This is a genomic window from Variovorax sp. VaC1 (genome assembly GCF_043658315.1).
Lineage (GTDB): Bacteria > Pseudomonadota > Gammaproteobacteria > Burkholderiales > Burkholderiaceae_C > Variovorax.
Map to the genome: position 1 here is coordinate 977283 of NZ_JBIGLT010000001.1, position 25649 is coordinate 1002931.

21 protein-coding genes and 1 riboswitch are annotated in these 25649 nt (G+C 67.9%); of the genes, 13 read left to right on the plus strand and 8 right to left on the minus strand.

Features of this window, described 5'->3' with window-relative positions; translation table 11 throughout:
- The first annotated feature begins 68 nt into the window (after positions 1–68).
- From phbB to ybaL, 3 genes are all read left to right on the plus strand, one after another.
- Positions 69–806: an acetoacetyl-CoA reductase gene (gene phbB / locus ACGLHS_RS04685; protein ID WP_093237426.1), complete on the plus strand. Its 738-nt coding sequence runs from the start codon at positions 69–71 to the stop codon at positions 804–806.
- Positions 807–929: 123 nt separating this feature from the next.
- Positions 930–2273: a dicarboxylate/amino acid:cation symporter gene (locus tag ACGLHS_RS04690; RefSeq protein WP_093237427.1), complete on the plus strand. Its 1344-nt coding sequence runs from the start codon at positions 930–932 to the stop codon at positions 2271–2273.
- A 37-nt stretch (positions 2274–2310) separates the two neighbouring features.
- Entirely contained in the window at positions 2311–4029 is a 1719-nt protein-coding gene (gene ybaL, locus ACGLHS_RS04695; protein WP_093237428.1) for a YbaL family putative K(+) efflux transporter, read from the plus strand.
- Between the two features lie 23 nt (positions 4030–4052).
- Here the strand turns inward: ybaL and ACGLHS_RS04700 are convergent, their stop codons facing one another.
- Positions 4053–4457 (minus strand): hypothetical protein, encoded by a 405-nt coding sequence (locus tag ACGLHS_RS04700; RefSeq protein WP_093237429.1) that lies wholly within the window; start codon positions 4455–4457, stop codon positions 4053–4055.
- Positions 4458–4595: 138 nt separating this feature from the next.
- Between ACGLHS_RS04700 and ACGLHS_RS04705 the strand changes: the two genes are divergently transcribed.
- The 10 genes from ACGLHS_RS04705 (at position 4596) to ACGLHS_RS04750 (ending at position 17544) form a co-directional block, all read left to right on the plus strand.
- Positions 4596–4817 carry a hypothetical protein gene (locus ACGLHS_RS04705; protein WP_093237430.1) on the plus strand — a complete coding sequence of 74 codons (222 nt, stop codon included), beginning with the start codon at positions 4596–4598 and terminating at the stop codon, positions 4815–4817.
- A 101-nt stretch (positions 4818–4918) separates the two neighbouring features.
- Positions 4919–5189: riboswitch (cobalamin riboswitch) on the plus strand.
- 134 nt (positions 5190–5323) lie between these two features.
- Complete coding sequence (locus ACGLHS_RS04710; RefSeq protein WP_394477315.1) at positions 5324–7519, plus strand: TonB-dependent receptor; 2196 nt, start codon at positions 5324–5326, stop codon at positions 7517–7519.
- 8 nt (positions 7520–7527) lie between these two features.
- On the plus strand, positions 7528–9087 hold the full coding sequence (locus ACGLHS_RS04715) for a PepSY domain-containing protein (RefSeq protein WP_394477317.1): 1560 nt from the start codon (positions 7528–7530) through the stop codon (positions 9085–9087).
- A 41-nt stretch (positions 9088–9128) separates the two neighbouring features.
- On the plus strand, positions 9129–9806 hold the full coding sequence (locus ACGLHS_RS04720; protein WP_093237433.1) for an energy-coupling factor ABC transporter permease: 678 nt from the start codon (positions 9129–9131) through the stop codon (positions 9804–9806).
- Positions 9807–10001: 195 nt separating this feature from the next.
- Entirely contained in the window at positions 10002–11066 is a 1065-nt protein-coding gene (gene cobW / locus ACGLHS_RS04725; protein WP_394477320.1) for a cobalamin biosynthesis protein CobW, read from the plus strand.
- A gap of 12 nt (positions 11067–11078) precedes the next feature.
- A complete protein-coding gene (gene cobN / locus ACGLHS_RS04730; RefSeq protein ID WP_394477322.1) occupies positions 11079–14897 on the plus strand; it encodes a cobaltochelatase subunit CobN in 3819 nt (1272 codons plus the stop codon).
- The gene (locus tag ACGLHS_RS04735; RefSeq protein ID WP_394477324.1) at positions 14894–15982 is read left to right on the plus strand and encodes an ATP-binding protein; all 1089 of its coding nucleotides are present in this window, start codon (positions 14894–14896) and stop codon (positions 15980–15982) included. Before cobN ends, ACGLHS_RS04735 begins: the two co-directional genes overlap by 4 nt.
- An 83-nt stretch (positions 15983–16065) precedes the next feature.
- Complete coding sequence (locus ACGLHS_RS04740; protein ID WP_394477326.1) at positions 16066–16632, plus strand: VWA domain-containing protein; 567 nt, start codon at positions 16066–16068, stop codon at positions 16630–16632.
- A gap of 135 nt (positions 16633–16767) precedes the next feature.
- Positions 16768–17172 carry a RidA family protein gene (locus ACGLHS_RS04745; RefSeq protein WP_394477328.1) on the plus strand — a complete coding sequence of 135 codons (405 nt, stop codon included), beginning with the start codon at positions 16768–16770 and terminating at the stop codon, positions 17170–17172.
- A gap of 45 nt (positions 17173–17217) precedes the next feature.
- A complete protein-coding gene (locus ACGLHS_RS04750) occupies positions 17218–17544 on the plus strand; it encodes a DUF1090 family protein (RefSeq protein ID WP_394477330.1) in 327 nt (108 codons plus the stop codon).
- Between the two features lie 3 nt (positions 17545–17547).
- Here the strand turns inward: ACGLHS_RS04750 and ACGLHS_RS04755 are convergent, their stop codons facing one another.
- The 7 genes from ACGLHS_RS04755 to ACGLHS_RS04785 form a co-directional block, all read right to left on the minus strand.
- A complete protein-coding gene (locus ACGLHS_RS04755) occupies positions 17548–18102 on the minus strand; it encodes an SET domain-containing protein (protein ID WP_394477332.1) in 555 nt (184 codons plus the stop codon).
- Positions 18099–18971 (minus strand): GNAT family N-acetyltransferase, encoded by an 873-nt coding sequence (locus ACGLHS_RS04760; protein ID WP_394477335.1) that lies wholly within the window; start codon positions 18969–18971, stop codon positions 18099–18101. Before ACGLHS_RS04760 ends, ACGLHS_RS04755 begins: the two co-directional genes overlap by 4 nt.
- Positions 18968–19924 carry an ABC transporter substrate-binding protein gene (locus ACGLHS_RS04765; RefSeq protein WP_394477337.1) on the minus strand — a complete coding sequence of 319 codons (957 nt, stop codon included), beginning with the start codon at positions 19922–19924 and terminating at the stop codon, positions 18968–18970. The genes ACGLHS_RS04760 and ACGLHS_RS04765 overlap by 4 nt, the downstream gene beginning before the upstream one ends.
- Positions 19925–19945: 21 nt before the next feature.
- Complete coding sequence (locus ACGLHS_RS04770) at positions 19946–20797, minus strand: PA4780 family RIO1-like protein kinase (RefSeq protein ID WP_093237442.1); 852 nt, start codon at positions 20795–20797, stop codon at positions 19946–19948.
- Entirely contained in the window at positions 20794–21909 is a 1116-nt protein-coding gene (locus tag ACGLHS_RS04775; RefSeq protein ID WP_394477340.1) for an N-acetyltransferase, read from the minus strand. The genes ACGLHS_RS04770 and ACGLHS_RS04775 overlap by 4 nt, the downstream gene beginning before the upstream one ends.
- A 315-nt stretch (positions 21910–22224) precedes the next feature.
- A complete protein-coding gene (locus ACGLHS_RS04780) occupies positions 22225–23427 on the minus strand; it encodes a serine hydrolase domain-containing protein (RefSeq protein ID WP_394477342.1) in 1203 nt (400 codons plus the stop codon).
- Between the two features lie 24 nt (positions 23428–23451).
- Positions 23452–25428 (minus strand): reverse transcriptase family protein, encoded by a 1977-nt coding sequence (locus tag ACGLHS_RS04785; protein WP_394477344.1) that lies wholly within the window; start codon positions 25426–25428, stop codon positions 23452–23454.
- Positions 25429–25649: the final 221 nt, after the last annotated feature.

Here is a 25649-nt window from a genome sequence, read left to right on the forward strand (position 1 = left end):
TGGCGTGAAAATGGCTAGAGTGAAGGCGGCCGTTCAGGCTTTTGCTACGTACACATCAAGGAAATTTCATGAGCAAGAAAGTTGCATATGTCACCGGGGGCATGGGTGGCATCGGAACAGCCATCTGCCAACGTCTGCACAAGGACGGGTTTACCGTGATCGCCGGTTGCGGTCCTACGCGCGACCACGCCAAGTGGCTCGCCGAACAGAAAGCCGAAGGCTTCGAGTTCCACGCCTCCGTCGGCAATGTCGGCGACTGGCAATCCACCGTCGAGGCCTTCTCCGCTGCCAAGGCGGCGCATGGCCCCATCGACGTGCTGGTCAACAACGCGGGCATCACGCGCGACCGCATGTTCCTCAAGATGACGCCCGAAGACTGGAGCGCGGTGATCGAGACCAACCTGAACAGCATGTTCAACGTCACCAAGCAGGTGGTGGGCGACATGGTTGAAAAGGGCTGGGGCCGCATCATCAACATCAGCTCGGTCAACGGCGCCAAGGGCCAGGCGGGCCAGACCAACTACTCGGCGGCCAAGGCCGGCATGCACGGCTTCACGATGGCGCTGGCGCAGGAGCTGGCCAGCAAGGGCGTCACGGTCAACACCGTGAGCCCGGGCTACATCGGCACCGACATGGTCAAGGCCATCCGCCAGGAAGTGCTCGACAAGATCGTGGCCACGATCCCGGTCAAGCGCCTGGGCGAGCCGAGCGAAATCGCCTCCATCATCTCGTGGCTGGCAACGGACGAAGGCGGCTACAGCACGGGGGCCGACTTCTCGGTCAACGGCGGCCTCCACATGCACTGAGCATGCTGACCTGCACCTGATGAAAAAACCCGCCTCGGCGGGTTTTTTCATTTCATCGATGCGGGTTCTACGGATAGAAAGCCGCCAGCACGGGTCCTACAGTTTCAACTCTCCGGAGGCACCATGGAAAACACAACAAGTACATCCGCCAGAAAGCTCCCTCTGTACCGGTCGCTCTACGTGCAGGTGATCACCGCGGTGATCATCGGCGTGCTGCTCGGCCACTTCTATCCCTCGGTCGGGGAAGCCATGAAGCCACTGGGCGACGGCTTCATCAAGCTCATCAAGATGATCATCGCGCCGATCATCTTCTGCACGGTGGTGGTCGGCATCGCCGGCATGGAGGACATGAAGAAGGTGGGCAAGACCGGTGGTCTTGCGCTGCTGTACTTCGAGGTGGTCAGCAGCATCGCGCTGGTGGTCGGGCTGGTGCTGGTCAACGTGCTGCAGCCCGGCGCGGGCATGAACGTCGACCCGGCCACGCTGGACACCAAGTCGATCGCCTCGTACACCGGCCCGGGCAAGATGACCGGCACGGTCGACTTTCTCCTGAACATCATTCCGAACACGCTGGTCGACGCCTTCGCCAAGGGCGAGATCCTGCAGGTGCTGCTGATCGCGGTGCTGTTCGGCTTTGCGCTGCACCGCTTCGGCGGGCGCGGCACGCTGGTGTTCGACGTGATCGAGAAGGGCTCGCACGTGCTCTTCGGCATCGTCAACTACATCATGAAGCTGGCGCCCATCGGTGCCTTCGGCGCGATGGCGTTCACCATCGGCAAGTACGGCCTGGGCAGCCTGTTCTCGCTGGGCAAGCTGATGGGCACCTTCTACCTGACCTGCCTGCTGTTCATCTTCGTGGTGCTGGGGCTCATCGCGCGCTTTCACGGCTTCAGCATCTGGAAGTTCATCAAGTACATCAAGGAAGAGCTGCTGATCGTGCTGGGCACGTCGTCCAGCGAATCGGTGCTGCCGCGCATGATGGAAAAGATGGAGAACCTGGGCGCCAACAAGACCTGCGTGGGCCTGGTGATCCCGACGGGCTACTCGTTCAACCTCGACGGCACGTCCATCTACCTGACGATGGCGGCGGTGTTCATCGCGCAGGCGACCAACACCCACATGACGCTGGTGCAGGAGATCACGCTGCTGGCCGTGCTGCTGCTGACCTCGAAGGGGGCGGCGGGCGTCACGGGCAGCGGCTTCATCGTGCTGGCGGCCACGCTGTCGGCCGTGGGGCATGTGCCGGTGGCGGGGCTGGCGCTCATCCTGGGCATCGACCGCTTCATGTCCGAAGCGCGCGCGCTGACCAACCTGATCGGCAACGGCGTGGCCACCATCGTGGTCGCCAAGTGGACCAACGAGCTGGACGAGAAGCGGCTGCATGCCGGGCTCAACAACGAGACCTGGGTCGAGGCCCAAGAGCCCGAGGTGCTCGAGGGCGCGCGCGCCAACAAGATGGCCGGTTGACACGAAGGGGTAGGCGTCGTTCCTGCAAAATGGAGCGATGCCCCACAGCGTTTCCCTCATCAACACGATTGCCGCCGGCCTCGGGCTGGCGCTGGTGTTCGGCTTTCTCGCTGCCAAGCTGAGGTTGCCGGCACTGGTGGGCTACCTGTTGGCGGGCGTGATCATCGGGCCCTTCACGCCGGGCTTCGTGGCCGACGCGGAGATCGCCGCGCAGCTCGCCGAAATCGGCGTGATGCTGCTGATGTTCGGCGTCGGGCTTCATTTTTCTCTCGACGATCTGCTGGCAGTACGCAAGATCGCGCTGCCCGGCGCGTTGGCGCAGATTGCCGTGGCCACCCTGCTCGGCGGTGGCCTGGCGATGTGGTGGGGCTGGAGCCCCGGCGCGGCGCTGGTGTTCGGGCTGGCGCTCTCGGTGGCCAGCACGGTCGTGCTGCTGCGGGCGCTCGAAAGCCTGGGCATTCTCGATTCGTTCACCGGGCGCATCGCCATCGGCTGGCTCGTGGTCGAAGACCTGGCCATGGTGCTGGTGCTCGTGCTGATGCCGCCGCTGGCGAGTACGCTGGGCGGCCACGGTGCCCAGCCCGGCGAGGTGGCAACGCCGTTGTGGCAGACGCTCGGGCTCACGCTGCTGCAGGTCGGCGGCTTCGTCGCGCTGATGCTGGTAGTGGGGCGGCGGGTGTTCCCCTGGATTCTTTGGCAGGTCACGCGCACCGGCTCGCGCGAGCTGTTCACGCTGTGCGTGGTGGCTGCGGCCGTGAGCATCGCCTTCGCTTCGGCGGCGCTGTTCGGCGTGTCGTTCGCGCTCGGTGCGTTCTTTGCCGGCATGGTGATGCGCGAGTCGCAATTCAGCCACCGCGCGGCACAGGAATCGCTGCCGCTGCGCGACGCTTTCGCCGTGCTGTTCTTCGTGTCGGTCGGCATGCTGTTCGACCCCTCGGTGCTGATCGAGCGGCCGCTGCAGGTGCTGGCGGTGGTGCTGGTGATCGTGGTGGGCAAATCGCTCGCGGCCTGCGCGCTGGTGCTGGTGTTCCGCTACCCCCTGGCCACCGCGCTCACGGTGAGCGCCAGCCTGGCGCAGATCGGGGAGTTCTCTTTCATCCTTGCAGGGCTGGGCGTGTCGCTGGGCCTGCTGCCGGTCGAAGGCCAGAGCCTCGTGTTGGCGGGGGCGCTGATTTCCATTGCCACCAACCCGTTGTGGTTCAGCCTGATCGCGCCGCTGCAGAAATGGCTGCATGCCCATTCGGCGTTTGCGCGCGGGCTCGAATCGCGCGACGACCCGCTCGCCGAACTGCCCATGACCACCGAGGCCAAGTACCTCTCGCGGCAGGTGGTGCTGGTCGGCTACGGCCGGGTGGGGCGCCGCATCGCGGCCGAACTCGAGGCGCACGACATTCCCTACGTGGTGGCCGAGCAGAACCGCGAGCTGGTCGAAAAATTGCGCGAGGCCGGCATTCCGGCCGTGTGGGGCGATGCGGCCGATCCGGCGGTGCTGATCCAGGCGCACGTCGCGCGGGCCCGTGTGCTCGTGGTCGCCACGCCCGACACCATGAACGTGCGCCAGATGATCGAGACGGCGCGCACGCTCAACCCGACCATCCAGACCGTCATCCGCAGCCACAACGAACAAGAGGCCCAGCTGCTCACGCAGGAAACCTCCGTCACCGTCTTCCTCGGCGAGCATGAACTGGCCCAGGCGATGGCCCGCGACGTGGTGCAGCGGGCCGTGTCGATGGCCATGCCGGTGTCGGTGGCCTGACCAAGCCGGGCCACCGCCCGGGTTCAGAGGTCTTCGATGACCAGCATGCGGTAGCGCTGGGCGATCGAATAGGGCACGGTTCGCACCAGTTCCATCAGCCGCTCGGCCGTGGCGCCGTCCCGCGTTTTGACCAGCAGGCCGGTGTGGCCGCTGCGCGCCAGCCGGGCGAAGGCGCGTACCGTCGCGGCGTCGGTGCCGGGGGACGGCAGGGGGTCTTCGACGGTCTTCACGGTCGGCGCGATCTCGGCCAGGACCGTCTCGGCGGGCAGCAGATAGACCTCGTCGCCGCTCATGCCTTTTTCGATCAGGCGGTGGCCGATGCGGTTCGCGTCTTCCGCACTGGGGAACATCACCATCGAATAGCCGGTCGGATAGAAGGCGCCACCGACGCTCGATCGCATGTGGGTCTCAAGAATGAATTGCTTCATGCGGCCTCCTGGAGTCCATGAGGGTCCCTGGCTACAACATTAGGTCGCGCGGCGCGGATGCGCTGTAGGAGAAGCCCGAAAGCTGTCAACCGCGCGTGTTCTTCGTCCATTCAACGGTGACACCACCTGCATTGCCCCATGTCTTCCGCCCGAAACATCGCACTCACCGTCCACGAACTGGAGGCCGGCGAGTTCTATTGGGTGCTGATGGAAGCGGTGGACGACACGCCGGGCGAGACCACCCACGTCTACGTGCCGCTGGAAGCCGCCCACGAGCCCTATGCCACTTATTCGAACGCGCTGGTGGCGGGTGTTGCGGCGTTGCGGCGGCTGTTCGGACCCGACGGCAGGCCTCGCTGAACCGGGGCTGAACCCCGCCTGAGTCGCGTGCCGGGAGCGCCGGCAACGGGCCGCTCCCTATAATCCCGCGGTTTTGGTGTGTTAATTTTTATTACTCACACCGGAAACCACGGTTCGAAGGTGCCCCGCATGCCATCCATTGGCCTTGGGGTTAAACGGGAAGCAGGTGCGCCGCGTCGTCGCTGACGCGGTCATTCCTGCGCTGCCCCCGCAACGGTCGGCGGATCTGGAAACCCTCGGGCCCATGCCTTTTTCGGCATGGGCAGCCACTGCGCTTCGGCGTGGGAAGGCGAGGGTTTCGGCTCCGGTGCGCATTCTGCGCATCGGGGCGCTCCGCAAGCCCGGATACCGGCCTTTGCAACCGCCTTCGGACGCTGCGGGAGTGCGTGTCCGGGCCTGCCGTTGCGCCGCCTTCGCGTGCACCGGCACCGCCCGTTCGCATCTCTTCCCACGTCCTCGATCGGTCAGGAACCTGCGGGGACGCAGGTCGGAGGAGGGGAATTCAAATGGATCAGGCATCGCCAGCGCGCGATCGCACGGGCGCGCCACGGCAATGGGCGCGTCTTTCGGGCCTTTCGGGGCTTTCACTGGGGCTGGGGTTGGCTTTCGGGCCCGTCGTCGCCTTCGCGGAGACGGCAGGAGAAACGACGGGCACGGGCAGCAACAGCCTGGCGCCGGTACAGGTCGAGGCCAGCCGGCACACGCCGCTGGCCATCGACGAGCCCGCGCACACCGGCAGCCGCCTGGGGCTCACGCCGCTCGAAACGCCGGCCAGCATCGAGGTGCTGAGCGGCGACACCATCCGCGCGCGCGGCGACGTCTCGGTGATCGACGCCGCCACCCGCGCCACCGGCATCACCGGCTCGCCCGCGCCCGGCAACGGCGGCACGTCGATGGCGGCGCGCGGCTTTTCGGGCCACGGCTCGGTGATGCAGCTGTTCGACGGCACGCGCCTGTATGCGGGTGCGGGCACCGTCACCTTTCCGTTCGACACCTGGTCGGTCGACCGCATCGAGGTGCTGCGCGGCGCGGCCTCGGTGATGTTCGGCGAAGGCGCCATCGGCGGTGCGATTAACGTCGTGCCCAAGAAGCCCACGCGCGGCCCGATCCAGAACGAAGCGCTCGTGACGTACGGCTCCGACGCCACGCGCCAGGTTGCCTTCGGCAGCGGCGGTGCGATCAACGACAAGCTGTCGTACCGCTTCGACATCAGCCATCGCAAGACCAACGGCTTCATGGCGCGCGGCGAGGCTGAGAGCCTGGCCGTGGGCGCGGCCGTGCGGCTGGATGTGTCGCCGCAGCTGCAGTTCACGCTGTCGCACGACGAGGGCCGGCAGTCGCCGCAGCGCTACTACGGCGTGCCGCTGATCGACGGGCGCCTGAACGACCAGACGCTGCGCCAGAACTACAACCCGGACGACGCGGAGCTGAAGTACCGCGACAAGTGGACCCGGCTCGACGCCCAGTGGACGCCGAACGATGCGGTCACCGTGCGCAACCAGCTCTACCGGCTGGAGAGCAAGCGCCACTGGCGCAACAGCGAGACCTACTCCTTCAACGCCACCACCCGCCAGGTCTTGCGCGGCGACTACCTGGAAATCGGCCACGACCAGGAGCAGATCGGCAACCGCACCGACGCCACCTTCCGGCATTCGCTGTTCGGCATGGCCAACCAGGTGCTGGTGGGCTTCGACATGAACCGCATCGACTTCCTGAATTCGAGCGACTCGCCCTATGGCGGCCGTTCGGTGGTCAACCCCTTCGTGTTCCAGCCCGGCTACTACGCCTCGCCCGTGGCCTACCTGCCGCGCTACAAGACCAAGACCAACACCTACGCCTTCTTCACCGAAGACAAGCTGGCCTTCAACGAGCAGTGGTCGGTGGTCGGCAGCCTGCGCTGGGACCACGCCAAGGTTTCGCGCGTCGACCAGCAGAATCTGTCCAGCCGGCTGGACAAGACCTTCGAGTACGCCACCGGCCGCCTCGGCGTGGTGTACGCACCCGATGCCTCGCAGTCGTTCTATGCCCAGGTGGCGCGCGCGGCCGACCCACTGACCTCGCTGATCAGCACCTCGGCCACGCAGGTGCCGTTCGACCTGAGCACCGGCCGGCAGGTCGAGGTGGGCTACAAGCGCCAGCTGGCCGATGGCCGTGGCGCCTGGACCGTGGCCGCCTACCGCATCGAGAAGACCAAGCTGCTGTCGCGCGACGCCAGCGACCCGAGCAAGACCCAGCAGATCGGCAAGCAGTCGTCCGAAGGCATCGAGGCCACGCTCGACCTGGCGCTGAGCTCGACGTTGCGGCTCGAAGCCAACGTCGCCCGGCTGCGCGCGCGGTATGACGACTTCAACGAGGTGGTCGGCAAGTCGCTGGTTTCGCGCGCGGGCAACACGCCGTCCGGCGTGCCTGAAGCGACGGCGAACCTCTGGCTCAACTGGCGCTTCCTGCCGCAGTGGGAGGCCGATTTCGGCGTGCGCTACGTGGGTTCGCGGCAGGTCGACACGGCCAACTCGCGCAAGATCGGCGCCTACACGGTGGCCGACGCCGGCGTGAGCTGGCAGGTCAACCCGTCGACAAAGCTGGCGCTGCGCGGCTACAACCTGACCGATCGCAAGTACCCGGTGTCGTTCTCGAACGGCGGCAACCAGTGGCTGCTGGGCCGGCCGCGCTCGTTCGAGCTGTCGGCGCTGGTCAACTTCTGAGCACGACCATGACTTCCGCATGGCGCCGCGCCTGGCCCCGCCTTCGCCACTGGCTCTACTGGACGCACCGGTGGCTGGGCATCGGCGGCTGCCTGCTGTTCGTCATGTGGTTCGTCTCGGGCGTGGTGATGATGTACGTGGGCTACCCCACGCTCACCGACGAAGAGCGGCTGGCCGGCCTCGGGCCGTTGCACTTCGAGCAGGCGGTGGTGCCGCCATCCGCCGCGCTGGAAGCACTGCCACCGGCCGCGCGCACACAACCGCCGCGCCGCATGGTGCTCGAAGTGCAGGGCGGCAGCGCGCCGGAACCCGTCTGGCGCATCACCGACGCACGCGGTGGTCGCCACACCATCTCGGCACGCGACGGCCATGCGCTCGGCCCGGTCGATGCGGCGCAGGCGGAGGCCATTGCGCGCGGCTTTTCGGGCCAGCCCGGCGCGCATTGGGCCGAGACGCTGGAGCGCGACCAGTGGACCGTGCCGCAAGGCCTGAATCCGCTGCGCCCCTTGCATCGCATCGAAGTCGGCGACGCAGCCGGCACCGAGCTGTACGTGTCCTCGCGCAACGGCGAGGTGGTGCGCGACACCACGCGTTCGGAGCGCTTCTGGAACTGGCTGGGCTCGGTGCCGCACTGGATCTACTTCACCCCGCTGCGCGCCGACCCGCCGCTGTGGCACGAGGTGGTCGTGTGGCTGTCGGCGGCGTGCATCGTCTCGGCGGTGACGGGCATCGTCATCGGCATCCTGCGGGTTCGGCTGCGCCGGCGTTTCCGCAACGGCGCGGTCACGCCGTACAAGGGGTGGATGGCCTGGCACCACATCGCCGGGCTGATCGGCGGTTTCTTCGTGCTCACGTGGATCATCAGCGGCTGGCTGTCGATGAACCCCAACGGCTGGTTCCAGCGCGGTCCGGGCGATGCGGCAGCGATGGCGCGCTACACCGGCGCAGGGTCGTCGCCATTTCCCTGGCCGCCGGCCGCGTTGCCGGCGGGCGAGGGCGCCGCCGCACCGCGCGAGGCATTGCCGATGTGGTTCGATGGCCGGCCGCTGCTGCAACTGCGCGATGCACAGGCGCGCGTGCGCGTGGTCGATGCCGCAACGGGCGCCCCGGCCACCATCGGCCGCGACGACATCGTGCGTGCCGCCGCCCGCCTGCGCCCCGGCGCCACCGTGACGCAGGCGACGCTGCAGACGCGCGAAGACTTCCACTGGTACGGCCACCACCGCGAGCGCGTGCTGCCCGTGTGGCGCCTCGAATTCGACGACGCCGCGCGCAGCTGGATCTACATCGACCCTTCCAGCGGCCAGGTGGCCGGCAGCAACGACAGCAATTCGCGCCTGCGCCGCTGGCTCTTCAATGCGGCGCACAGCCTCGACTTTCCCTGGCTCATCCAGTACCGGCCGGCCTGGGACATCGTGGTGTGGCTGCTGTCGATCATCGGCACGGTGGCTTCGGCCAGCGGCGTGGTGATCGGCTGGCGCCGGTTGCGGCGCAAACCCTCGTTGCGGGAGCGCGGCGCGCGCCCCGGCGTTCATGGCGGGGCTTGCGCGAGCAAGCCCATCAACTAACAATCAACTTTCGCATTTCGGTGCAATTCAGGAGGTGCTCGATGCACATCGAACCAGGTCTCGTCGACGGATCCAAGATTTTCCTCAGCTATGCGACGGCAGCCGCCGCGCTGGCCTACACAGGCAAGGTGGCGTTCGACACGCTCATGAAGGACGGCCCCGCCGCCCTGGTGCTGCGCTCGGCCATTGCCGTGGCGCTGGTGTTCTGCTTCTTCGAGGTGTTGCCGCATCACCCCGTGGGCGTGTCCGAGGTGCACCTGATCCTCGGCACCACGCTGCTGCTGGTGTTCGGGCTCGCGCCCGCGGCCATCGGCCTGGCGGGCGGCTTGCTCATCCAGGGCCTGTTCTTCGAGCCGCAGGATTTGCCGCAGTACGGCATGAACGTCACCACCTTGCTGGTGCCCCTGTTCGCGACGGCCGCGCTGGCACGGCGCATCATTCCGAAGAACGTGGCCTACGTGGACCTCAGCTACCAGCAGGCTTTCAAGCTGTCGGTGGCCTACCAGGGCGGCATCGTGGTCTGGGTCGGCTTCTGGGCGCTCTACGGTCGCGGCACCGGCCTCGAGAACATCGGCCAGATCGCCAGTTTCGGCGCTGCCTACATGACCGTCGTGCTGGTCGAGCCGCTGGTCGACCTGGGCGTGCTGGCTGCGGCCAAGGCCTGGCGTCGTTTGCAGGGCACGGCGTTCGTCGAGCGCCGCCTGTACAGCAGCATCTGATCCGGATTCAGCGGCACGCACTCCCGGGGGCGACCCGGGGCGTGCCGCATCCATTGCCGGTGCCGGAAGCCCGGCGCTCCATCTCCGCTTCGTCGGCTCCGGGCCGATGCCGCTCGTGCGGATCGCGGGTGCCGTCGAGCGCCCGTCTCCGCGTTACCCATTCCATGGCCATCGGCGCCTGAAAGAATCCATTTCATGACCCCAAGCAACGCCAAGATCCCCGTCACCATCGTCACGGGCTTCCTCGGCAGCGGCAAGACCACGCTGCTGCGCCACATCCTCGGCAACGCCGAAGGCCGCCGCATCGCGGTGATCGTCAACGAGTTCGGCGAACTCGGCATCGACGGCGAGATTCTTCGTGGCTGCGGCATCGGCTGCGACGATGAAGGCAACGAGCGCGAAGGCGCGCTGTACGAACTGGCCAACGGCTGCGTCTGCTGCACCGTGCAGGAAGAATTCTTGCCCGTGATGCTGCAACTGGCCGAGCGACGCGGCGACATCGACGCCGTGATCATCGAAACCTCGGGCCTGGCGCTGCCCAAGCCGCTGGTGCAGGCCTTCCAGTGGCCGGACATCGCCAACATCTTCACCGTCGATTCGGTGGTCACCGTGGTCGATGGTCCCGCCGCCGATGCGGGGCAGTTCGCCGCGAACCCTGAGGCCGTCGACGAGGCTCGCCGCGCCGACCTCAACCTCGACCATGAATCGCCGCTGCACGAGCTGTTCGAAGACCAGCTCTCGGCCGCCGACCTCGTGGTGCTCAACAAGACCGACCTGATGGACGACGCCGCGCGCATCCGTGTCGAAGCCCTCGTGCGCGAAGAGCTGCCGCCCGAAGTGAAGATCGTCGCCGCCACCGAAGGCAAGCTGCCGCTGGCGCTGCTGTTGGGCCAGGGCCGTGCGGCCGAAGCCACCATCCACCTGCGCGAAAGCCACCACGACCACGAGGAAGACCACGACCACGACGAGTTCGACTCGCTCGTGATCGAACTGCCTGCGGTGGACCGCGACAGCCTTCTGGCCGTGCTCGGCAAGCTGGTCGAGCAGCACACCATCTACCGCGTGAAGGGCTTCGTCGCCATTCCCGGCAAGCCGATGCGCCTTCTGGTGCAGGGCGTGGGCCGCCGCTTCGACCACCACTTCGACCGCCGCTGGCGCGATGGCGAAGCGCAGCGCACGCGCCTGGTGTTCATCGGCGAAGACCTCGATGAAGGCGCGCTGCGCAAGGCACTGGAAAGCGTGGCCGCCGTTCCCGCCTGATGGCCTGACCGCATGCACCTGCTGAGCACCCAGCCCGGACGCTTCGTCGAAGACGACAGCGTCGTCACCCGGCTCGACCAGACGCCGGGCGACATCGTGGTGCTCAGCTCGGCCGACACCACGCTCGCGCTGCTCGCCGCCGCGCGCACCGCGCTGGCGTCCATCGACCCCGGCTATCCATCGCTGCGGCTGGCCAACCTCATGCACCTGCGCCAGCCGGCCTCGCTCGACCTGTATGTCGACGAGGTGCTGCAGCATGCGCGCGTGGTGGTCGTCGATCACCTGGGTGCCGAGTCGGCGTGGGCCTATGGCCTGCAGCAGCTGGAGAAGCTGGCCAGGCGCAAGGGCCAGCAGCTCGCGATGTTCTCGGGCGACCTGCAGGAAGACGAAGACCTGCTCGCGCGCGGCACCGCGCCCCGCGAGGTAAGCCGCCAGCTCTGGCAGTACATGCGCAGCGGCGGCGCGGGCAATGCGATGCAGTTTTTGCGCGCGGTAGCCTTCCACGGCCTCGGGCACGGCGAAGCACCGTTGCCGCCGCGCAGCCTGCCGCAGGTAGCGCTGCATGTGCCGCGCGGCATCATCGACGCGGCCCATTCGGTGGCCGGCATCGACGACCTGCGTGCCGGTTGGCATGCGGGCGCGCCGGTGGTGGCGCTGGTGTTCTATCGCTCGCATCTGCTGTCGGGCAACACCGTGGCCTTCGATGCGCTCGCGGCCGCGCTGAGCGCCGAAGGCCTGAACCCGCTGCCCGTTGCGCTCGATTCACTGAAAGATCCGCTGTGCATATCCGCATTCCGCGGCCTGTGCAGCGAGCACGATGTGCAGCTCGTGCTCAACACCACCGCCTTCGCGGCACTGGGGCAGGGCGCGCAGAACGACGAAGGCGAAGCCATTGCATTGGCTGGCGACGCGCCGGTGCTGCAGGTGATCGTGAGCGGCGGCAACCGCGAAGACTGGCTGGCCGACAGCCAGGGCCTGCGCCCGCGCGACATCGCCATGCAGATCGCCTTGCCCGAGATGGACGGCCGCATCATCACGCGCGCTGTGAGCTTCAAGGGCCTGTCGCACCGCTGCGAACTCACGCAGACCGAAGTGGTGAACTACCAGCCCGAGCCCGACCGCATCGCCTTCGTGGCCGAACTGGCGCGGCGCTGGTGTCGCCTTCGCGGCCTTGCTGTGGCCGACAAGCGCATCGCGCTCATCCTGGCCAACTACCCCGGCAGCGAAGGGCGCATCGGCAGCGGCGTGGGGCTCGACACGCCGGCCTCGGTCATCGCGATCCTGCAGGCCATGCGGGCCGAAGGTTATGCGCTCGGCGAGACCGATACATTGCCGCCCGACGGCGATGCGTTGATGCAGAGGCTTCAGGAGGGCATCGCCAACGATCCGGCGCAGTGGGCCGCGCGCCCTGCGTGGCAAAGCTACGCGCTGGCCGATTACCGTGCACGCCTTGCGACCCTGCCCGAGGGCATGGCCGCCGCCATCGACGCGCGCTGGGGCACGCCCGAGCAAGACCCGATGGTCAGGCAGGGCCGCTTCATGATCGCCGGGCTGCGGCTGGGCCGCGTGTTCGTCGGCATCCAGCCGGCACGCGCGCTGGGCACGCTCGGTGCCGCCGACTATGCGAGCTACCACGACGCCGAGCTGGTGCCGCCGCACAGCTACCTGGCCTTCTACTTCTGGCTGCGCGATGCCTTCGCCATCGACGCGGTGGTGCATGTGGGCAAGCACGGCAACCTCGAATGGCTGCCAGGCAAGAGCATTGCGCTTTCGCAGACCTGCTGGCCCGATGCGATCCTCGGGCCGCTGCCCAACGTCTACCCCTTCATCGTCAACGACCCGGGCGAGGGCGCGCAGGCCAAGCGCCGCACGCAGGCGGTGATCGTCGATCACCTGATGCCGCCGCTCACGCGCGCCGAGAACCACGGCCCGATGCAGGACCTGGAACGCCAGGTCGACGAGTACTACGACGCGCTGCTGGTCGATGCGCGGCGCGCCAAGGTGCTGCGCGCGCAGATCCTCGCAGCCGTGCGGGCGCAGCATCTGGTCGATGAACTCGACATGCCCGGTGCCGAAGACGACGCCGTGCTGGCGCGCGTCGATGCCTACCTGTGCGAGCTGAAGGAAACGCAGATCCGCGATGGGTTGCATGTGTTCGGCGCCTCGCCGCAAGAGCGGTTGAGGCGCGACACGTTGCTGGCGCTCGCGCGCTATCCGGCAGCGGATGGCGTGAGCGCGAATGCCGGGTTGCTGGGCGCGCTGGCGCGTGACCTGCTGCCGGGTGACAGCTTCGACCCGCTCGACATCGACGCAGCCAAGCCGTGGCAGGGCGCGCGTCCCGCGCTGCTGCAATCGGTCAGCGCCGATCCGTGGCGGCATCAGGGCGATACGCGTGAACGACTGGAGCTGCTGGCGCAACGTCTGCTCGAAGAGGGCATTCCCGCCGACATGCCGCAGACCGCTGCAGTCATGGCACGCATTGAACAGACCCTCGCACCCGCGCTCGATGCCTGCGGCGCGCAAGAGCTGTTGCAACTCTCCCGCGCCTTGCAAGGCCGCTTCGTCCCACCCGGCCCGAGCGGATCGCCTTCGCGCGGCCGTCCCGACGTGCTGCCGACCGGCCGCAATTTCTACGCGGTCGATACCCGTGCCATCCCCACGCCCACGGCCTGGATGCTCGGCCTCAAGTCCGCCGCGCAACTGGTCGAACGCCACATGCAGGAGCACGGCGACTACCCGGTGGCGATGGGCCTGTCGGTCTGGGGCACGGCCACCATGCGCACCGGCGGCGACGATCTGGCGCAGGCCTTCGCGCTGATCGGCGTGCGGCCCAAGTGGGCGCCGGGCAGCCAGCGCGTGGTCGATTTCGAGGTGCTGCCGACCGTCGGGCTCGGGCGCCCGCGTATCGACGTCACGCTGCGCATCTCGGGCTTCTTTCGCGATGCCTTTCCCAACGCGGTGCAGATGTTCGACGCGGCCGTGCAGGCTGTTGCGGCGCAGGAAGACGAAGATGCCGAGCGCAACCCGATCCGCGCGCGCATCCTGCGCGAAGCCGCTGCGCTCGAAGCGCAAGGCCAGACACCCGAGGCCGCGCGCCTGCAGGCCGGCTGGCGCGTGTTCGGCTCGGCACCGGGCAGCTACGGCTCGGGCCTGCAGCCGCTGTTCGACCACGGCGACTGGCAGACCGACGACGACCTCTCCAAGGCCTACGTCGGCGGCAGCGCCCATGCCTACGGGCAGGGCAGCGACGGTGTGCCGGCCGCCGACGCACTGGTGCGACGCCTGCGCAGCATGAACGTCGTCATGCAGAACCAGGACAGCCGCGAGCACGACCTGCTCGACTCCAACGACTACTACCAGTTCCAGGGCGGCATGGCCGCCGCCGTGCGCCATCTGAGCGGCCAGCAGCCCGCGATGTACCACGGTGACCACGGCAATCCGCAGGCGCCGCGCGTGCGCACGCTGAAGGAAGAAATCAGCCGCGTGATCCGCTCGCGCGTGGTCAATCCGAAGTGGATCGACGGCGTCAAGCGCCACGGCTACAAGGGCGCCTTCGAGATGGCGGCGACTGTCGATTACCTCTTCGGTTTCGACGCCACCGCTCGCGTGGTCGGCGACCACCAGTACGCGATGGTGGCCGATGCCTACGTGCTCGATGCCGGCACCCGCGACTTCGTGAACGCGCACAATCCGCGCGCGCTGCACGACATGCTCAGCCGCCTGCTCGAAGCCATGCAGCGCGGCCTGTGGCAGTCGCCCGGCACGTACAAAGAACAGCTTGAAAACCTGTTGCTCGACCACGAGCAGCAGATGGAAGGAACGACCCGATGACCACCGCCGCGCCCATGCCGCTGCCTTTCCCCTTCGCCGCGATCGCTGGCCAGCCGCAGTTGCGCCAGGCGCTGCTGCTCGCGGCGGTCGATCCCGGCCTGGGCGGTGTGCTGATCGAAGGGCCGCGCGGCACCGCCAAGACCACGGCGGCACGCGCACTGGCCGAGCTGCTGCCCGGCGCGCCTTTCGTCACGCTGCCGCTGGGCGCCAGCCTCGAAAGCCTCGTGGGCACGCTCGATCTGGGCCATGCATTGGCGGGCCATGAACTCAAGTTCGCGCCCGGCCTGCTGGCGCGCGCACATGGCGGCGTGCTCTATGTGGACGAAATCAACCTGCTGCCCGATGCGCTGATCGACTCGCTGCTCGATGCGGCAGCCAGCGGCGTGAACGTGGTCGAGCGCGACGGCATCTCGCACCGGCATGTCGCGCGCTTCGTGCTGGTCGGCACCATGAACCCGGAAGAGGGCACGCTGCGGCCGCAACTGCTCGACCGCTTTGGTCTGTGCGTGCATCTGCGCAACATCGAAGACGCGGCCGAACGGCAGGCTATCGTGCGTGCGCGGCTTGCGTTCGACGTTGACCCGCAGGGCTTTCGTGCGACACATGCGCAGGCCGAAGCTGAACTCGCGGCCGCGCTGGTTCGTGCGCGAGCCGTTGTAGCTGATGCGTCGGCGTTGCCTTATGGTGATGCGGTGCATGAAGCCGTCGGTGCGCTGTGCATCGAAGCGGGCGTCGATGGATTGCGTGCCGACCTCGTGATGCTGCGGTCGGCGCGGGCGCTGGCTGCATGGGACGGCGCGGTAGCCATCACGACCGATCACGTGCAACGCGTGGCCGAGGCCGTGCTGCTGCACCGTCGCAAGCCGGAAGCGGCCAGTGCGCCTTCGGCTGTTGCACCTGCGCCGGCTCCTTCATCGCGACCCGCCGGCAACGGATCGAATCACTCGCCCGCAGGCAACGACGGTACAGGCGAACAAGACTGGGGCGCCATGCCGCCCGAGCCCGTCGGCATCGAGCGCGTGAAACCGCTGCGTCCGCTGATCCCCTCGCAAACGCTTTCGCAGGCCGCCCCAAAAAAAGCCTGAGCCTCCGGGACGCCGCACCCGCTGGCGCACGCCAGGGTGACCGGAGGCAGGGCACGCAAAGGGACGCGTGGCATGGCCCCGCCTTGCTTGGCACGGCCTTCGACTGGCCGCGCACGCTGGTCGCCCGTGGCGCGGCCGATCTGCGTGCGGAGCATCTGCGGCATCGGCCGCAGCAGGCGCGCAGCGGTGCGCTCCACTGCTTCCTGCTCGATTGCTCGGCCTCGATGCGCAACGACGGCAACCTCGCACGTGCCAAGGGCCTGCTGCTCGCGCTGATGCAGGAGGCGTATCAGCGCCGCGACCACGTCGCGCTGCTGTGCTTTGCGGGGAACGTGGCCGAGCTGCGCCTGTCGCCGCGCCGCGCAAGCGCCTGGAACGATGACTGGATCGCCCCCATCGGTGCCGGTGGCGGTACGCCACTCGCGTTGGGCGTGGAGCGCGCCGAACAGCTGCTGGTTCGCAGCGAGGCCCGGCAGCGCTGGCTGTGGTTGCTGACGGATGGCCGCACCAGCGAAAGCCCCGCGCGGCCCGAAGCCACCGATGTCGCCTGCGTGGTCGATTTCGAAGCGGCACGCATTCCGCTGCATCGCGCGCGGCAATTGGCCGAGCGCTGGCAGGCGCGCTACCTGGTGGCCGATCAGGCAGCTTGAATCACAGGCGCCGATAACGCGTCTTCGGGCGCGGCAATCGGCCTCCGCGCCAAAAGCTCATCTGCCGTAGGGCCAAACGGTGCACGCCTTCCCTTCGATACTGCCGCCGGTTCAACCCAACCCCAAGGAAACGACATGGCAGCAACAAGGCGCGTGGTGCGCGAAGGCGCGTTCAGGAAGATCATTGCCGACGGCGTGCAGGTGGGCGACACCATCTACCTGTCGGGCCAGGTGAGCGTGGACGGCGAGGGGCACACCATCGGCGCGGGCGACACGGCGGCACAACTTCGGCAGGCCTACGGCAACGTTCGCAAGGTGCTCGAATCCTTCGGTGCGACCATGGCCGACATCGTGGACGAAACGCTTTTCGTGACCGACATCGAAGGCTTTCTCGCCGATGCCGATGGCCTGTTCGCCCTGCGCGCCGAGATGTTCGGCGGCGAGCCGCAGATTTCGCAGACCCTGGTCGAGGTGTCGCGCCTGGGCAGTGCCGACTGGCTGCTCGAGATCAAATGCGTTGCCAGAACGGCTGCAGTCTGAAGGGGTGAAGGCCCGTTCCCTGGGGGACTTCAGGTACCTTACGGCATGCTTCTGAAACCTTGCTTCCTGGCCCTCGCACTGACCCTGGCGTTGCCTGCCTTCGCGCAATCCGCGGAGCCTTCGGACGCTGGCGATTGCAAGGCGCAGGAAGCGGCGCTCGAGAGCGACATGGACCTTGCCCGCTCCAGGGGCCAGATGCTGCGCCGGCGGCAACTGGCCGAGGCACTGAGTGCATTGCAGGCGCGTTGCAATGCGACGGCACCGAGCAAGGCGGCCCGCATCGAAAAGCTGGAGCAGGAAATCAAGACGCTGCGCTCGGAGCTCGAGCGTGCCGAAGAGCAGCTGCGCAGCCTGAAGAACGAGTCGCCCTGAGGGTTACTTGCCCATGTGCACCGGCTGAACGGCGTTGCCCGATGCCGCGTGGGCCTGTGGGTCGCCGGGCGACGCAGCGTCTTTCTCCACCGTGGTGTCCGCAGGCGCCAGCATTGTCCCGCGGCAATTCGGCGAGCCGCAATGGCAGGGGTACTTCGAGGGCGGCGAGCCGTCGTCGGCCGTCAGCGAATAGTCGATGAACAGTTCTTCGCCCGCATCCACCGGCTCCAACGTCTGGAACTTGAGCACCAGTTCGCCCGCGTCGTCGTATTCCTCGACGGCCTCGCAGTTCGGCTCGCACGAATGGTTGAGGTGGCGCGTGGCGTTGCCGCCCTTGGCGCCGTCGATGGTTTCCTGGTTCGTCAGCGTGAACAGGTAGGTGAGCTGGTCGTCCCAGACCTTGGTGGCGATTTCCTGCTTCGAGTAGCGGCGGCCTTCGTAGAGGCCGAGAAAGGCTTCGGCCGGCAGGTCGCGCGTGGCGAAGGCGCCGAGGCCGTGGACGCCGCTGGGGCCGACCCGGATGAAGGGGGTGGAAGAGGTCTGCTTGCGATGCTTCATGTGAGGGACGAGGCGTTGTTGCCCGACGGGAGGGGCCACGCCATTTCTATCTGACGGATGACAGTGCTTGCGCCGCGTGCGGTCGCCGCATTGGATAAGGGGCTGCGCGCGGGTTCGTCGACGAGCCGCCAGCGGGTGCCTGGGCGCGCGGCGGCCAAGGCGTCGAGCAGGTCGTGGGCAGCCGCTTCGTCGATGGCGGCTGCGTCGAACAAGGTGCCCTGGGCATCGCCGGCTGGCGCCATGACGGCATAGCCGGTGACCGCTGCGCCGCGTCGCACGCCGAGTGCGATGGCGCCTTCGTGGGTGAGGGCGTCGCGCACGGTCGACAGCTCGCGTCGCCATGTGGGGCGCGACACCGCGCTGCAGGCTGCGTGCACGGCTGTGAGTTCTTCAGAGGCGAGCGTGTGGCCGACGCCTGTCGCACGCGCCTCGAAGGCCCACTCAAGAACGTCGAGCGTGCGGAGCTCCTCGAAGCCCGCCTGCCGGTAGAGCACGCGCGCCGGGTTCTGTTCGATGACTTCGAGAAAGGCCCGGTCGATTCGCGCCGCCGAGAAGGCAGCAGTCTGCGCTTCGATGAGCTGCCGGGCCAGCCCTTGCCGCCGGTGCGTGCTCGCGATGCCGAAGCCCGCGAGGTAGGCCCGGTCTTGCCGCAGGCCGGCAAGCGAGATGCCGCAAGCCACCCCATCGACCGCGATGACGCGCGACAGGGCCAAGTCCACGTCGCCGCGCCGCAGGTGCCGGTCGAAGCGTGGTCGGTCGAAGGCAATGGGAACGAAGTAGCCCTCGTAGGCGCGGTTCCAGAGCGCGGTGAGTTCGTCGCGCGTGAAGTTCGTGGCGGGAACGGCCGCCGTGCCGGTGTCGTTGCTCATCGCGGGTTTTGTGCAGGGAGTGAATTCAGGCAGCTCACGATGGCATCGGCCGCTTCGTCCAGCCGGGGGCCGGGCCGCATCATCAGGTCGAAGCGCGCCGAGGCAAAGCTGCAGACGCGGCCGCGCTGGATGGCGGACATGGCCGACCAGCCGGGCCGCGCGGCCATGGCGGATATTTCGCCGAGCGCCGACACCATCAGCACGTCCGGGTCGGCGCGCACGACGAATTCGGGGCTCATCTTCGGAAAGGGACCGAGCGTGCCGGGCACGGCATTGGCAAGGCCGAGGCGTGCCAGGGTTTCGCCGATGAAGGAGCTTTCGCTGGCCGCCGCCACGCCGCCGTGCACCTCGAAGTACACGCGCCGCCCCTGCCAGCCGGCGGGCACGCGGGCGCGCGCGGCATCGAGCCCGGCGTCGAGCTTGCGCCAGAAGGCTTCGCCGGCGCCGGGGCGGCCGGTGGCGCGGGCCACGGTTTCCATCACGCGGCGCATGTCGGCGTGGGTCTTGGCGTCGAGCGCCAGCACCTTGATGCCCAGGCGCTCCAGCGGCTCGGCGGCGCGGCTGCGCGGACGCAGCAGCACCAGGTCGGGCTTGAGCGCGACGATGCGCTCGATGTTCGCGTCGTCGATGCCGCCCACCTGCGGCAGGCCCTTCACCGACGCCGGCCAGTTGGCATGGCGGTCGATGCCCACGAGCCGGTCGCAGGCGTCGAGTGCGCAGACGGTCTCGGTGAGCGAGGGCATCAGCGACACGATGCGCCGCGCCGGCGCCTGCAGCTCGAGCGTGGTGCCGCGGTCGTCCTCCAGGCGGATGGTGGCCGCCGCCGCATGCGCCGAACCGATGCCCAGCGCGACGAAGGCCGCGGCCTTCGCGATCCGGCGGATGGCGCTGGCGCGTGGTTGGCGCCCGTGCGAGGGTTGCGGGGCGGTGTGCGGCAGGGGAGAGGCGTTCATCGTGCGGGCTCGAAAGGCCCGCTATTGTCGCGGCGTCCGCATGCGCAGCAGTCGCGCCGCCTCTTCGGCGCGCGCGTCGTCCACTTCGCGCAGCACGTTGCGCAGGTCGACCGGGCCGGTCTCGCGCACATAGGTGCCGGTCAGCTCGGTCTCGGGGCGCAGCAGGCCGCGCTCGTAGAGCTGCCAGATCTCATCGCCGTAGTGCGTGCGCAGCAGCGCCGGTGCGAACTGGCCGAAGAAGTTGCGCAGGTTCTCGACGTCGCGCAGCAGCATGCGCTGGGCGTGGTTGTTGCCGGCGGCGTCCACTGCCTGCGGCAGGTCGATGATGACAGGGCCGTCTTCGGCCAGCAGCACGTTGAACTCCGAGAGGTCGCCGTGCACGATGCCGGCGCACAGCATGCGCATCACTTCCCTGAGCAGGCTGGCGTGGTGCCGCATGGCGTCTTCGGGCGTGAAGACCACGTCGTTCAGGCGCGGGGCGGCATCGCCGTTGGCGTCGGTCACGAGGTCCATCAGCAGCACGCCCTCGAGGAAGTTGTGCGGGGTGGGCACGCGCACGCCGGCGGCGGCCAGGCGGTAGAGCGCATCGACCTCGGCGCTTTGCCAGATGGCTTCTGTCACCTTGCGGCCGAAGCGCGTGCCCTTGGCCATGGCGCGCGCCTCGCGCGTGTTCTTGACGCGGCGGTTCTCGGTGTAGTCGACGGCCTGGCGAAAGCTGCGCTTGTCGGCTTCCTTGTAGACCTTGGCACAGCGCGTTTCTTCGCCGCAGCGCACGACGTAGACCATCGCTTCCTTGCCGCTCATCAGCTGGCGCACCACGCTGTCGATCAGGCCTTCGTCGACCAGTGCCTGGAGTCTTTGAGGTGCTTTCATCGTTGTGCCTCCTGTTGCTGCGAAGCCAGGGGACGGGTCGCGAGGAAGGCCTTCAGGCTTTCGGTGCCGATCTGGTAGACCCCGTCGTTCCGGTACGGGACGTAGCCCAGTTGGTGGTTGATGGCGAGCATGGGTGCGTTGATTTCGGCGTTGCTGGTGACGGCCATGGTGAGTTCGGGGTGGCGCTCGTGCACGAGCCGCAGCATGGCGGCCTTCACGCCCTTGGCGAGGCCCTTGCCGCGCCAGTGGCGCGCGACGGCCGTGAGCCGCTGGAACATGCGGTCGGGGTAGAGCTGGTTCCAGCTCGCATCGCACATCGCCGCGATGTCTTCGCCATCGCGCAGGAGCACGAGGAAGTGCTCGCCGCCACGGCGATCGATCTCGGCGTACCAGGCGAGGTAGTCGTCCAGCTCGTAGCGCAAGGGCGCGCGTTCGAGTCCGCTGGTGGGCGCATCGTCGAGCAGCACCGACATGGGTTCGATCAGTGTCGCGAGCCGGTCGCGCGGCACGCGGCCGATGTGAATTTCGGTGCGCAAGCCGCGGGCGGGGCTGAAGGCGTCGGCTTGCCAGCGTGCGAGCGCGGCCCAGTCGAGATCGGCGAAGGCCATGCGGTTCTCGACGCTGCGGTGCTTCTCGGTCGCGCCGATGGCCTGAAGGAAGGCGTGGCCTTCAGGCAGGTGCGCCCTGAGGGTCGCGACGGTGTGCCCTTGCGCTTGCATCGTGGCCAGCAGGCCGTGCAGCAGCCGGCTGGCAACGCCCTGGCGCCGGTGCGCGCGCAGCACGCCGCCCCAGACATCGACGAAGGGTGCGAAGGTCGCGTGGTCGGGCGTGCCTTCGCGGCGGTAGCTCATGTTCAGGCTGCCGAGAAGGCGGCCTTGCGCGTCCTGTGCCAGCAGGCGCTGGATGTTGTACAGGGGCCGGTCCCGCTCCTGCAGCACGTTGCGCCGGATCTCGACGTCGCTCGGCTGGGGCTCCTCGGGAATGTCTTCCTCGTTGCGCAGGCGCCAGTAGGCAAGGACGTCGTTCCATTGCGCTTCGGACGCGCGCGCGGGATCGAAAACGGTGACAGTGGTAGCGGTATGCCGCGAAGCCGCGGCACGTTGTTCAAGCATGGTGAGCCTTGATTCGGAAATGAACGGATCGCGGCCGGCACGAGGTCGGTCGTGCAGGCGGCAACGTTTGAATCGATGGCGGTTTGTCTCGGCGGCGAAGTGGCCGCGAGGCCCGGACCGGGCGTGCCCGTCAGGGGCGCGCGCTACGCAGGAAGTGCGTCAGCAGTCAGTGCCGATGAGGCTCGACAAACCGTACGGGAGTGGGGGCATGAATTGCAGTGTCTTCCATCGCGCACCTCCGGTCTGAGTTGTTTGTCGAGGCGCCGACTGTAGCGGGGATGCCGCGCGTTGTGAAGTGCGGTGTGGTGTTTTGGGTCAATGGCACCCGTCGGCCACCGACCGGAACACGTCGATCAGCTCTGCCTCGTCCTGCTGCGCGCCGTAGTCGCTGAGCTTCGTGATGACGGCGTGGTGCTTCGGGTTGACGTAGACGAACTGGCCGTAGACGCCGATCGCGGTGTAGTCGCCGTTCTTCTCGTGGCCCGGTGGGTGCCACCATTGCGCGGCGTACATCCAGCCCGGTTCCGCCTCGGCCACTGGCGTGCTGATCCGGGCCATCCATGCCGGAGAGATCAGCGTCCGGTCGCCGGCCTTGCCGCCCGCGAGCGCCAGCAGGCCGAGCTTGGCGAAGTCTCGCGGCGTGGCGTTCAGGTTGCCGAAGCCGCGCTCGATGCCGCCGGCATGATCGAGGTTCCACGTCGCCACGTCTTCGGCGCCGAGCGGGTGCCACAAGCGGTGTTCGAGCACCTTGGCCAGCGGCTCTCCTTCGATGCGCGCCACGATCATCGACAGGTATTGCGCGTCGACGCTCCGGTAGGCCGACTGCGTCCCGGGTGCGAAGAAGAGCGTTCGGTGCTTCATCAGGTAGCCGGGCAGGTCGGCCGTCACCTGCATGCCGGCGACGCCGGCGAAGGGCTTGTATTCGGCGTAGTCCTCGGTCATGTCGATGCCGCTCTTCATGTCGAGCAGGTCTGCGACGGTGATGTCGTCGAACTTCCCGCCGATGGCGAACTCCGGAAGCACCGCCACGAGCCGGGTGCGCTCCGACAGCTTGCCCTCGTCGATGAGCTGCCCGACAAGCAGGCCCACGACCGACTTGGCGATGGACCACGAGGACTCGCGCGCCGTCTTCTTGCCGGGCTCGCTGTACCACTCGTTCACCAGCGTGCCGTTGCACATGACCAGGAACGCATGAGTCCGGGTTTCGTGCAGCACGCTCACGATGTCCTCGCTCTTGCCTTTCCACGGCACGCTTCCCGAGAGGGGCTGGATATGTTCAGGGATGGGCCGTGGCTGCGGCGAGGCCGAGATCGTCCGGGTGTCGTACAGCACCTCGACTTCGGATCTTGGCGTGAAGAGAAAGCGAACGAGGAACAGCGGGTTCTTCATGCCGATCGCTGCGGTGTACGCGAAGCCACCGACGACCAGCAGCAGGAGTGCCGTTGCGACGATGAGCGTCGCCTTCCGACCGCGCCAGCGACGCCGCGCCGGCGCAGGTGGCGCGGTTGGAATGCTCATCTGAATCCTTGCGGGGTGGCGTGGCTACCGGCTCAGGCCGCGCACCACGCCCAGCAGGGCCGACGCTGCAATCAGCGCAATGACGAAGCGCATCCAACCCGACCGGCGCTGGATGATGTTGCCGATCACGACAGCCCCCACCACCAGCCACACCATGGGGCTGCGGCCGCTGAAGATCGACGACAGCACGTACAGGCCTTGCAGCGCGATGCTGGCCCAGACGATGAATGGAGACTCGGGCGCGCGCGCGGGTGTCGAGGGTTCGGGCTCGGCCTGCGCCGGTGCGATGGCGGGCGCCGCAACCGCACGCGGTGCAGGGGCGGCAGCCGCTGCGGCTGCGGCGGCCTGCGCGCGTTCGGCTTCGCGCTTGGCCTTTTTCTCCTCAGCGAGTTGCTCGGCTGTTTTCTCGAGCACGGGTGCGGAAGCCTGTGCCGGTTGCCACCATGCGGGCCAGGGCGCCTGGCCTGCGGCGGACTGCTTTCGGAACTGCCCCGGAGCCAGGCGCCGTTGCGGCGCGCTGTTTGCCTCGTGCGCCATGGCTGGCACAGCCGGCACAGGCGCTGTCACCGCGCTGCCCCTGTGCTTGGCGGCCAGTGCGCGAACACGCTGCAGATAGGGCTCGCCGCGCGCCGCATCGGTCATCGCGATGAAGTTGGCGTACCCGCGCAGCGCACCGATCACGTCGGTGTTGCCGTTCCATTGCAGGCCTTGCGGCCCATGCCGTTCGGCCTGGTGCAGCACCGCGCGAAAGCGCCGCAGCGTGTCGCGGTCGAGCGAGAGCTTGTCATTGACGACGATGCCGGTCACGTGCTGTTGCTGGTGCTTGCGCATGACCTGCTGCTTGTCGGGGTGCACCGTGAGGCCTTCGCTGGCCACGATCTGCTTCACACGCCACAGCAGCTTGCCGGTGTCGCGGCTGTGTGCGGGGCCGGCTGAAAAGCTCAGGTCGTCCGCGTAGCGCGTGTAGCGAAAACCCAGCTTGGCCGCGCTCGCGGCCAGTCGCGCATCGAGCCGGCGGCACAGCAGGTTGGTCAGCATCGGGCTGGTGGGCGCGCCTTGCGGCAGCACGCGCTCGCCACGGGCGACGAAGTAGCGCTGGCCATCGAGCTGCACTTCGTCGGTCGGCGCCTCGGTGCAGACCAGCGCCAGCAGGCTCGCGACCTGCGACGAGTAGCCGAGCTGGCGGAACACGCCGCGCACGCGGCGCATGCCGATCGATGGAAAGAAGTCTTTCAGGTCGAGGTTGATGACCACGTCCTGCCCCACGTGCGGCGCGGCATTGGTGAGGATGGAGCGGCCCGGCAGAAAGCCGTGCACCGCTTCGTGCACCGGCATCTTCGAGAGGATGTTGTCGAGCACCCAGTACTGCGCGCGTTTCAGGCGCGGCATGGGCGCCGAGATGTGGCGCTCGCCGCCGCTCTTCTTGGCGATGGTGAAGCGTTGGTAGTGGCTCACGTTGGCCACCTCGCGGTGCCAGGCCAGGAAGCGCAGCTCGCCCAGGCCGATGCCCATCGCGCCGGCGAGGTCGCCCGCGTGGTTGAGCGCGGGCAGGGCGTTGCGGGCCAGCGCCTGGCTGTCGCTCTGTGCTTCGCCCAGGCCACCCGAGACGCCGTCGCCCACGTAGAGCAGCTCGCGCTGGCGCCGGTCGTGCCAGGCGAGGGCGCGGGCATGGCGGCCCTGTGCCAGCCGCTGGCGGGTTTCTTCGCGGCGCTCGCGGGCCTTGGCCATGCGCTCCTTGCGCATCATCTTCAGGGCCTTGTCGCGGTCGGAGATGCCGCGCAGCTCTTCGCCGAGTTTGCTCAGCGCCACCTGCAGTTCGCTCTCGCGGCGGATCAGTTGCGATTCGACCGTGGGCTGCGCCGCGTCCTGCGGCCAGAAGCCCAGGCGCTGCATTTCCTGGAGGATGACTTCCTGCTTGGAGCTGGTGCGCAGGCGCTCGTAGAGCTGCTCGCGTGTGAGCGCCGAATCGGGAATGGAAGATGAAGAAGCGGGAGGCTGCATGGTCCTGGCGTGACGCCATCGGCCGATGCACTGCTGAGAAAAGAAAATTGCGAACGGAGCGGGAATCTCGTCGAAGAGCCTCGGGACTGGAGGGCTCCACTCGACGCCGTAGGTGCACGGTGGCGCCGATGAGCTTCGAGGAAGCCGCACTGTTATCGCGCCACCGTGCACCTACGGCACAGTGAAGAGACGTCCAGTGACGCTTGGGAAGTGCTGTGTGC

Coding starts and splice junctions, on each gene's coding strand:
- phbB (WP_093237426.1), top strand. CDS start 69: ATGAGCAAGAAAGTTGCATATGTCACCGGGGGCATGGGTGGCATCGGA.
- ACGLHS_RS04780 (WP_394477342.1), bottom strand. CDS start 23,427: ATGAGCATTCCAACCGCGCCACCTGCGCCGGCGCGGCGTCGCTGGCGC.
- ACGLHS_RS04690 (WP_093237427.1), top strand. CDS start 930: ATGGAAAACACAACAAGTACATCCGCCAGAAAGCTCCCTCTGTACCGG.
- ACGLHS_RS04705 (WP_093237430.1), top strand. CDS start 4,596: ATGTCTTCCGCCCGAAACATCGCACTCACCGTCCACGAACTGGAGGCC.
- ACGLHS_RS04710 (WP_394477315.1), top strand. CDS start 5,324: ATGGATCAGGCATCGCCAGCGCGCGATCGCACGGGCGCGCCACGGCAA.
- ACGLHS_RS04735 (WP_394477324.1), top strand. CDS start 14,894: ATGACCACCGCCGCGCCCATGCCGCTGCCTTTCCCCTTCGCCGCGATC.
- ACGLHS_RS04750 (WP_394477330.1), top strand. CDS start 17,218: ATGCTTCTGAAACCTTGCTTCCTGGCCCTCGCACTGACCCTGGCGTTG.
- ACGLHS_RS04760 (WP_394477335.1), bottom strand. CDS start 18,971: ATGAGCAACGACACCGGCACGGCGGCCGTTCCCGCCACGAACTTCACG.
- ACGLHS_RS04755 (WP_394477332.1), bottom strand. CDS start 18,102: ATGAAGCATCGCAAGCAGACCTCTTCCACCCCCTTCATCCGGGTCGGC.
- ACGLHS_RS04715 (WP_394477317.1), top strand. CDS start 7,528: ATGACTTCCGCATGGCGCCGCGCCTGGCCCCGCCTTCGCCACTGGCTC.
- ACGLHS_RS04700 (WP_093237429.1), bottom strand. CDS start 4,457: ATGAAGCAATTCATTCTTGAGACCCACATGCGATCGAGCGTCGGTGGC.
- ybaL (WP_093237428.1), top strand. CDS start 2,311: ATGCCCCACAGCGTTTCCCTCATCAACACGATTGCCGCCGGCCTCGGG.
- ACGLHS_RS04745 (WP_394477328.1), top strand. CDS start 16,768: ATGGCAGCAACAAGGCGCGTGGTGCGCGAAGGCGCGTTCAGGAAGATC.
- ACGLHS_RS04765 (WP_394477337.1), bottom strand. CDS start 19,924: ATGAACGCCTCTCCCCTGCCGCACACCGCCCCGCAACCCTCGCACGGG.
- cobW (WP_394477320.1), top strand. CDS start 10,002: ATGACCCCAAGCAACGCCAAGATCCCCGTCACCATCGTCACGGGCTTC.
- ACGLHS_RS04770 (WP_093237442.1), bottom strand. CDS start 20,797: ATGAAAGCACCTCAAAGACTCCAGGCACTGGTCGACGAAGGCCTGATC.
- ACGLHS_RS04720 (WP_093237433.1), top strand. CDS start 9,129: ATGCACATCGAACCAGGTCTCGTCGACGGATCCAAGATTTTCCTCAGC.
- ACGLHS_RS04775 (WP_394477340.1), bottom strand. CDS start 21,909: ATGCTTGAACAACGTGCCGCGGCTTCGCGGCATACCGCTACCACTGTC.
- ACGLHS_RS04785 (WP_394477344.1), bottom strand. CDS start 25,428: ATGCAGCCTCCCGCTTCTTCATCTTCCATTCCCGATTCGGCGCTCACA.
- cobN (WP_394477322.1), top strand. CDS start 11,079: ATGCACCTGCTGAGCACCCAGCCCGGACGCTTCGTCGAAGACGACAGC.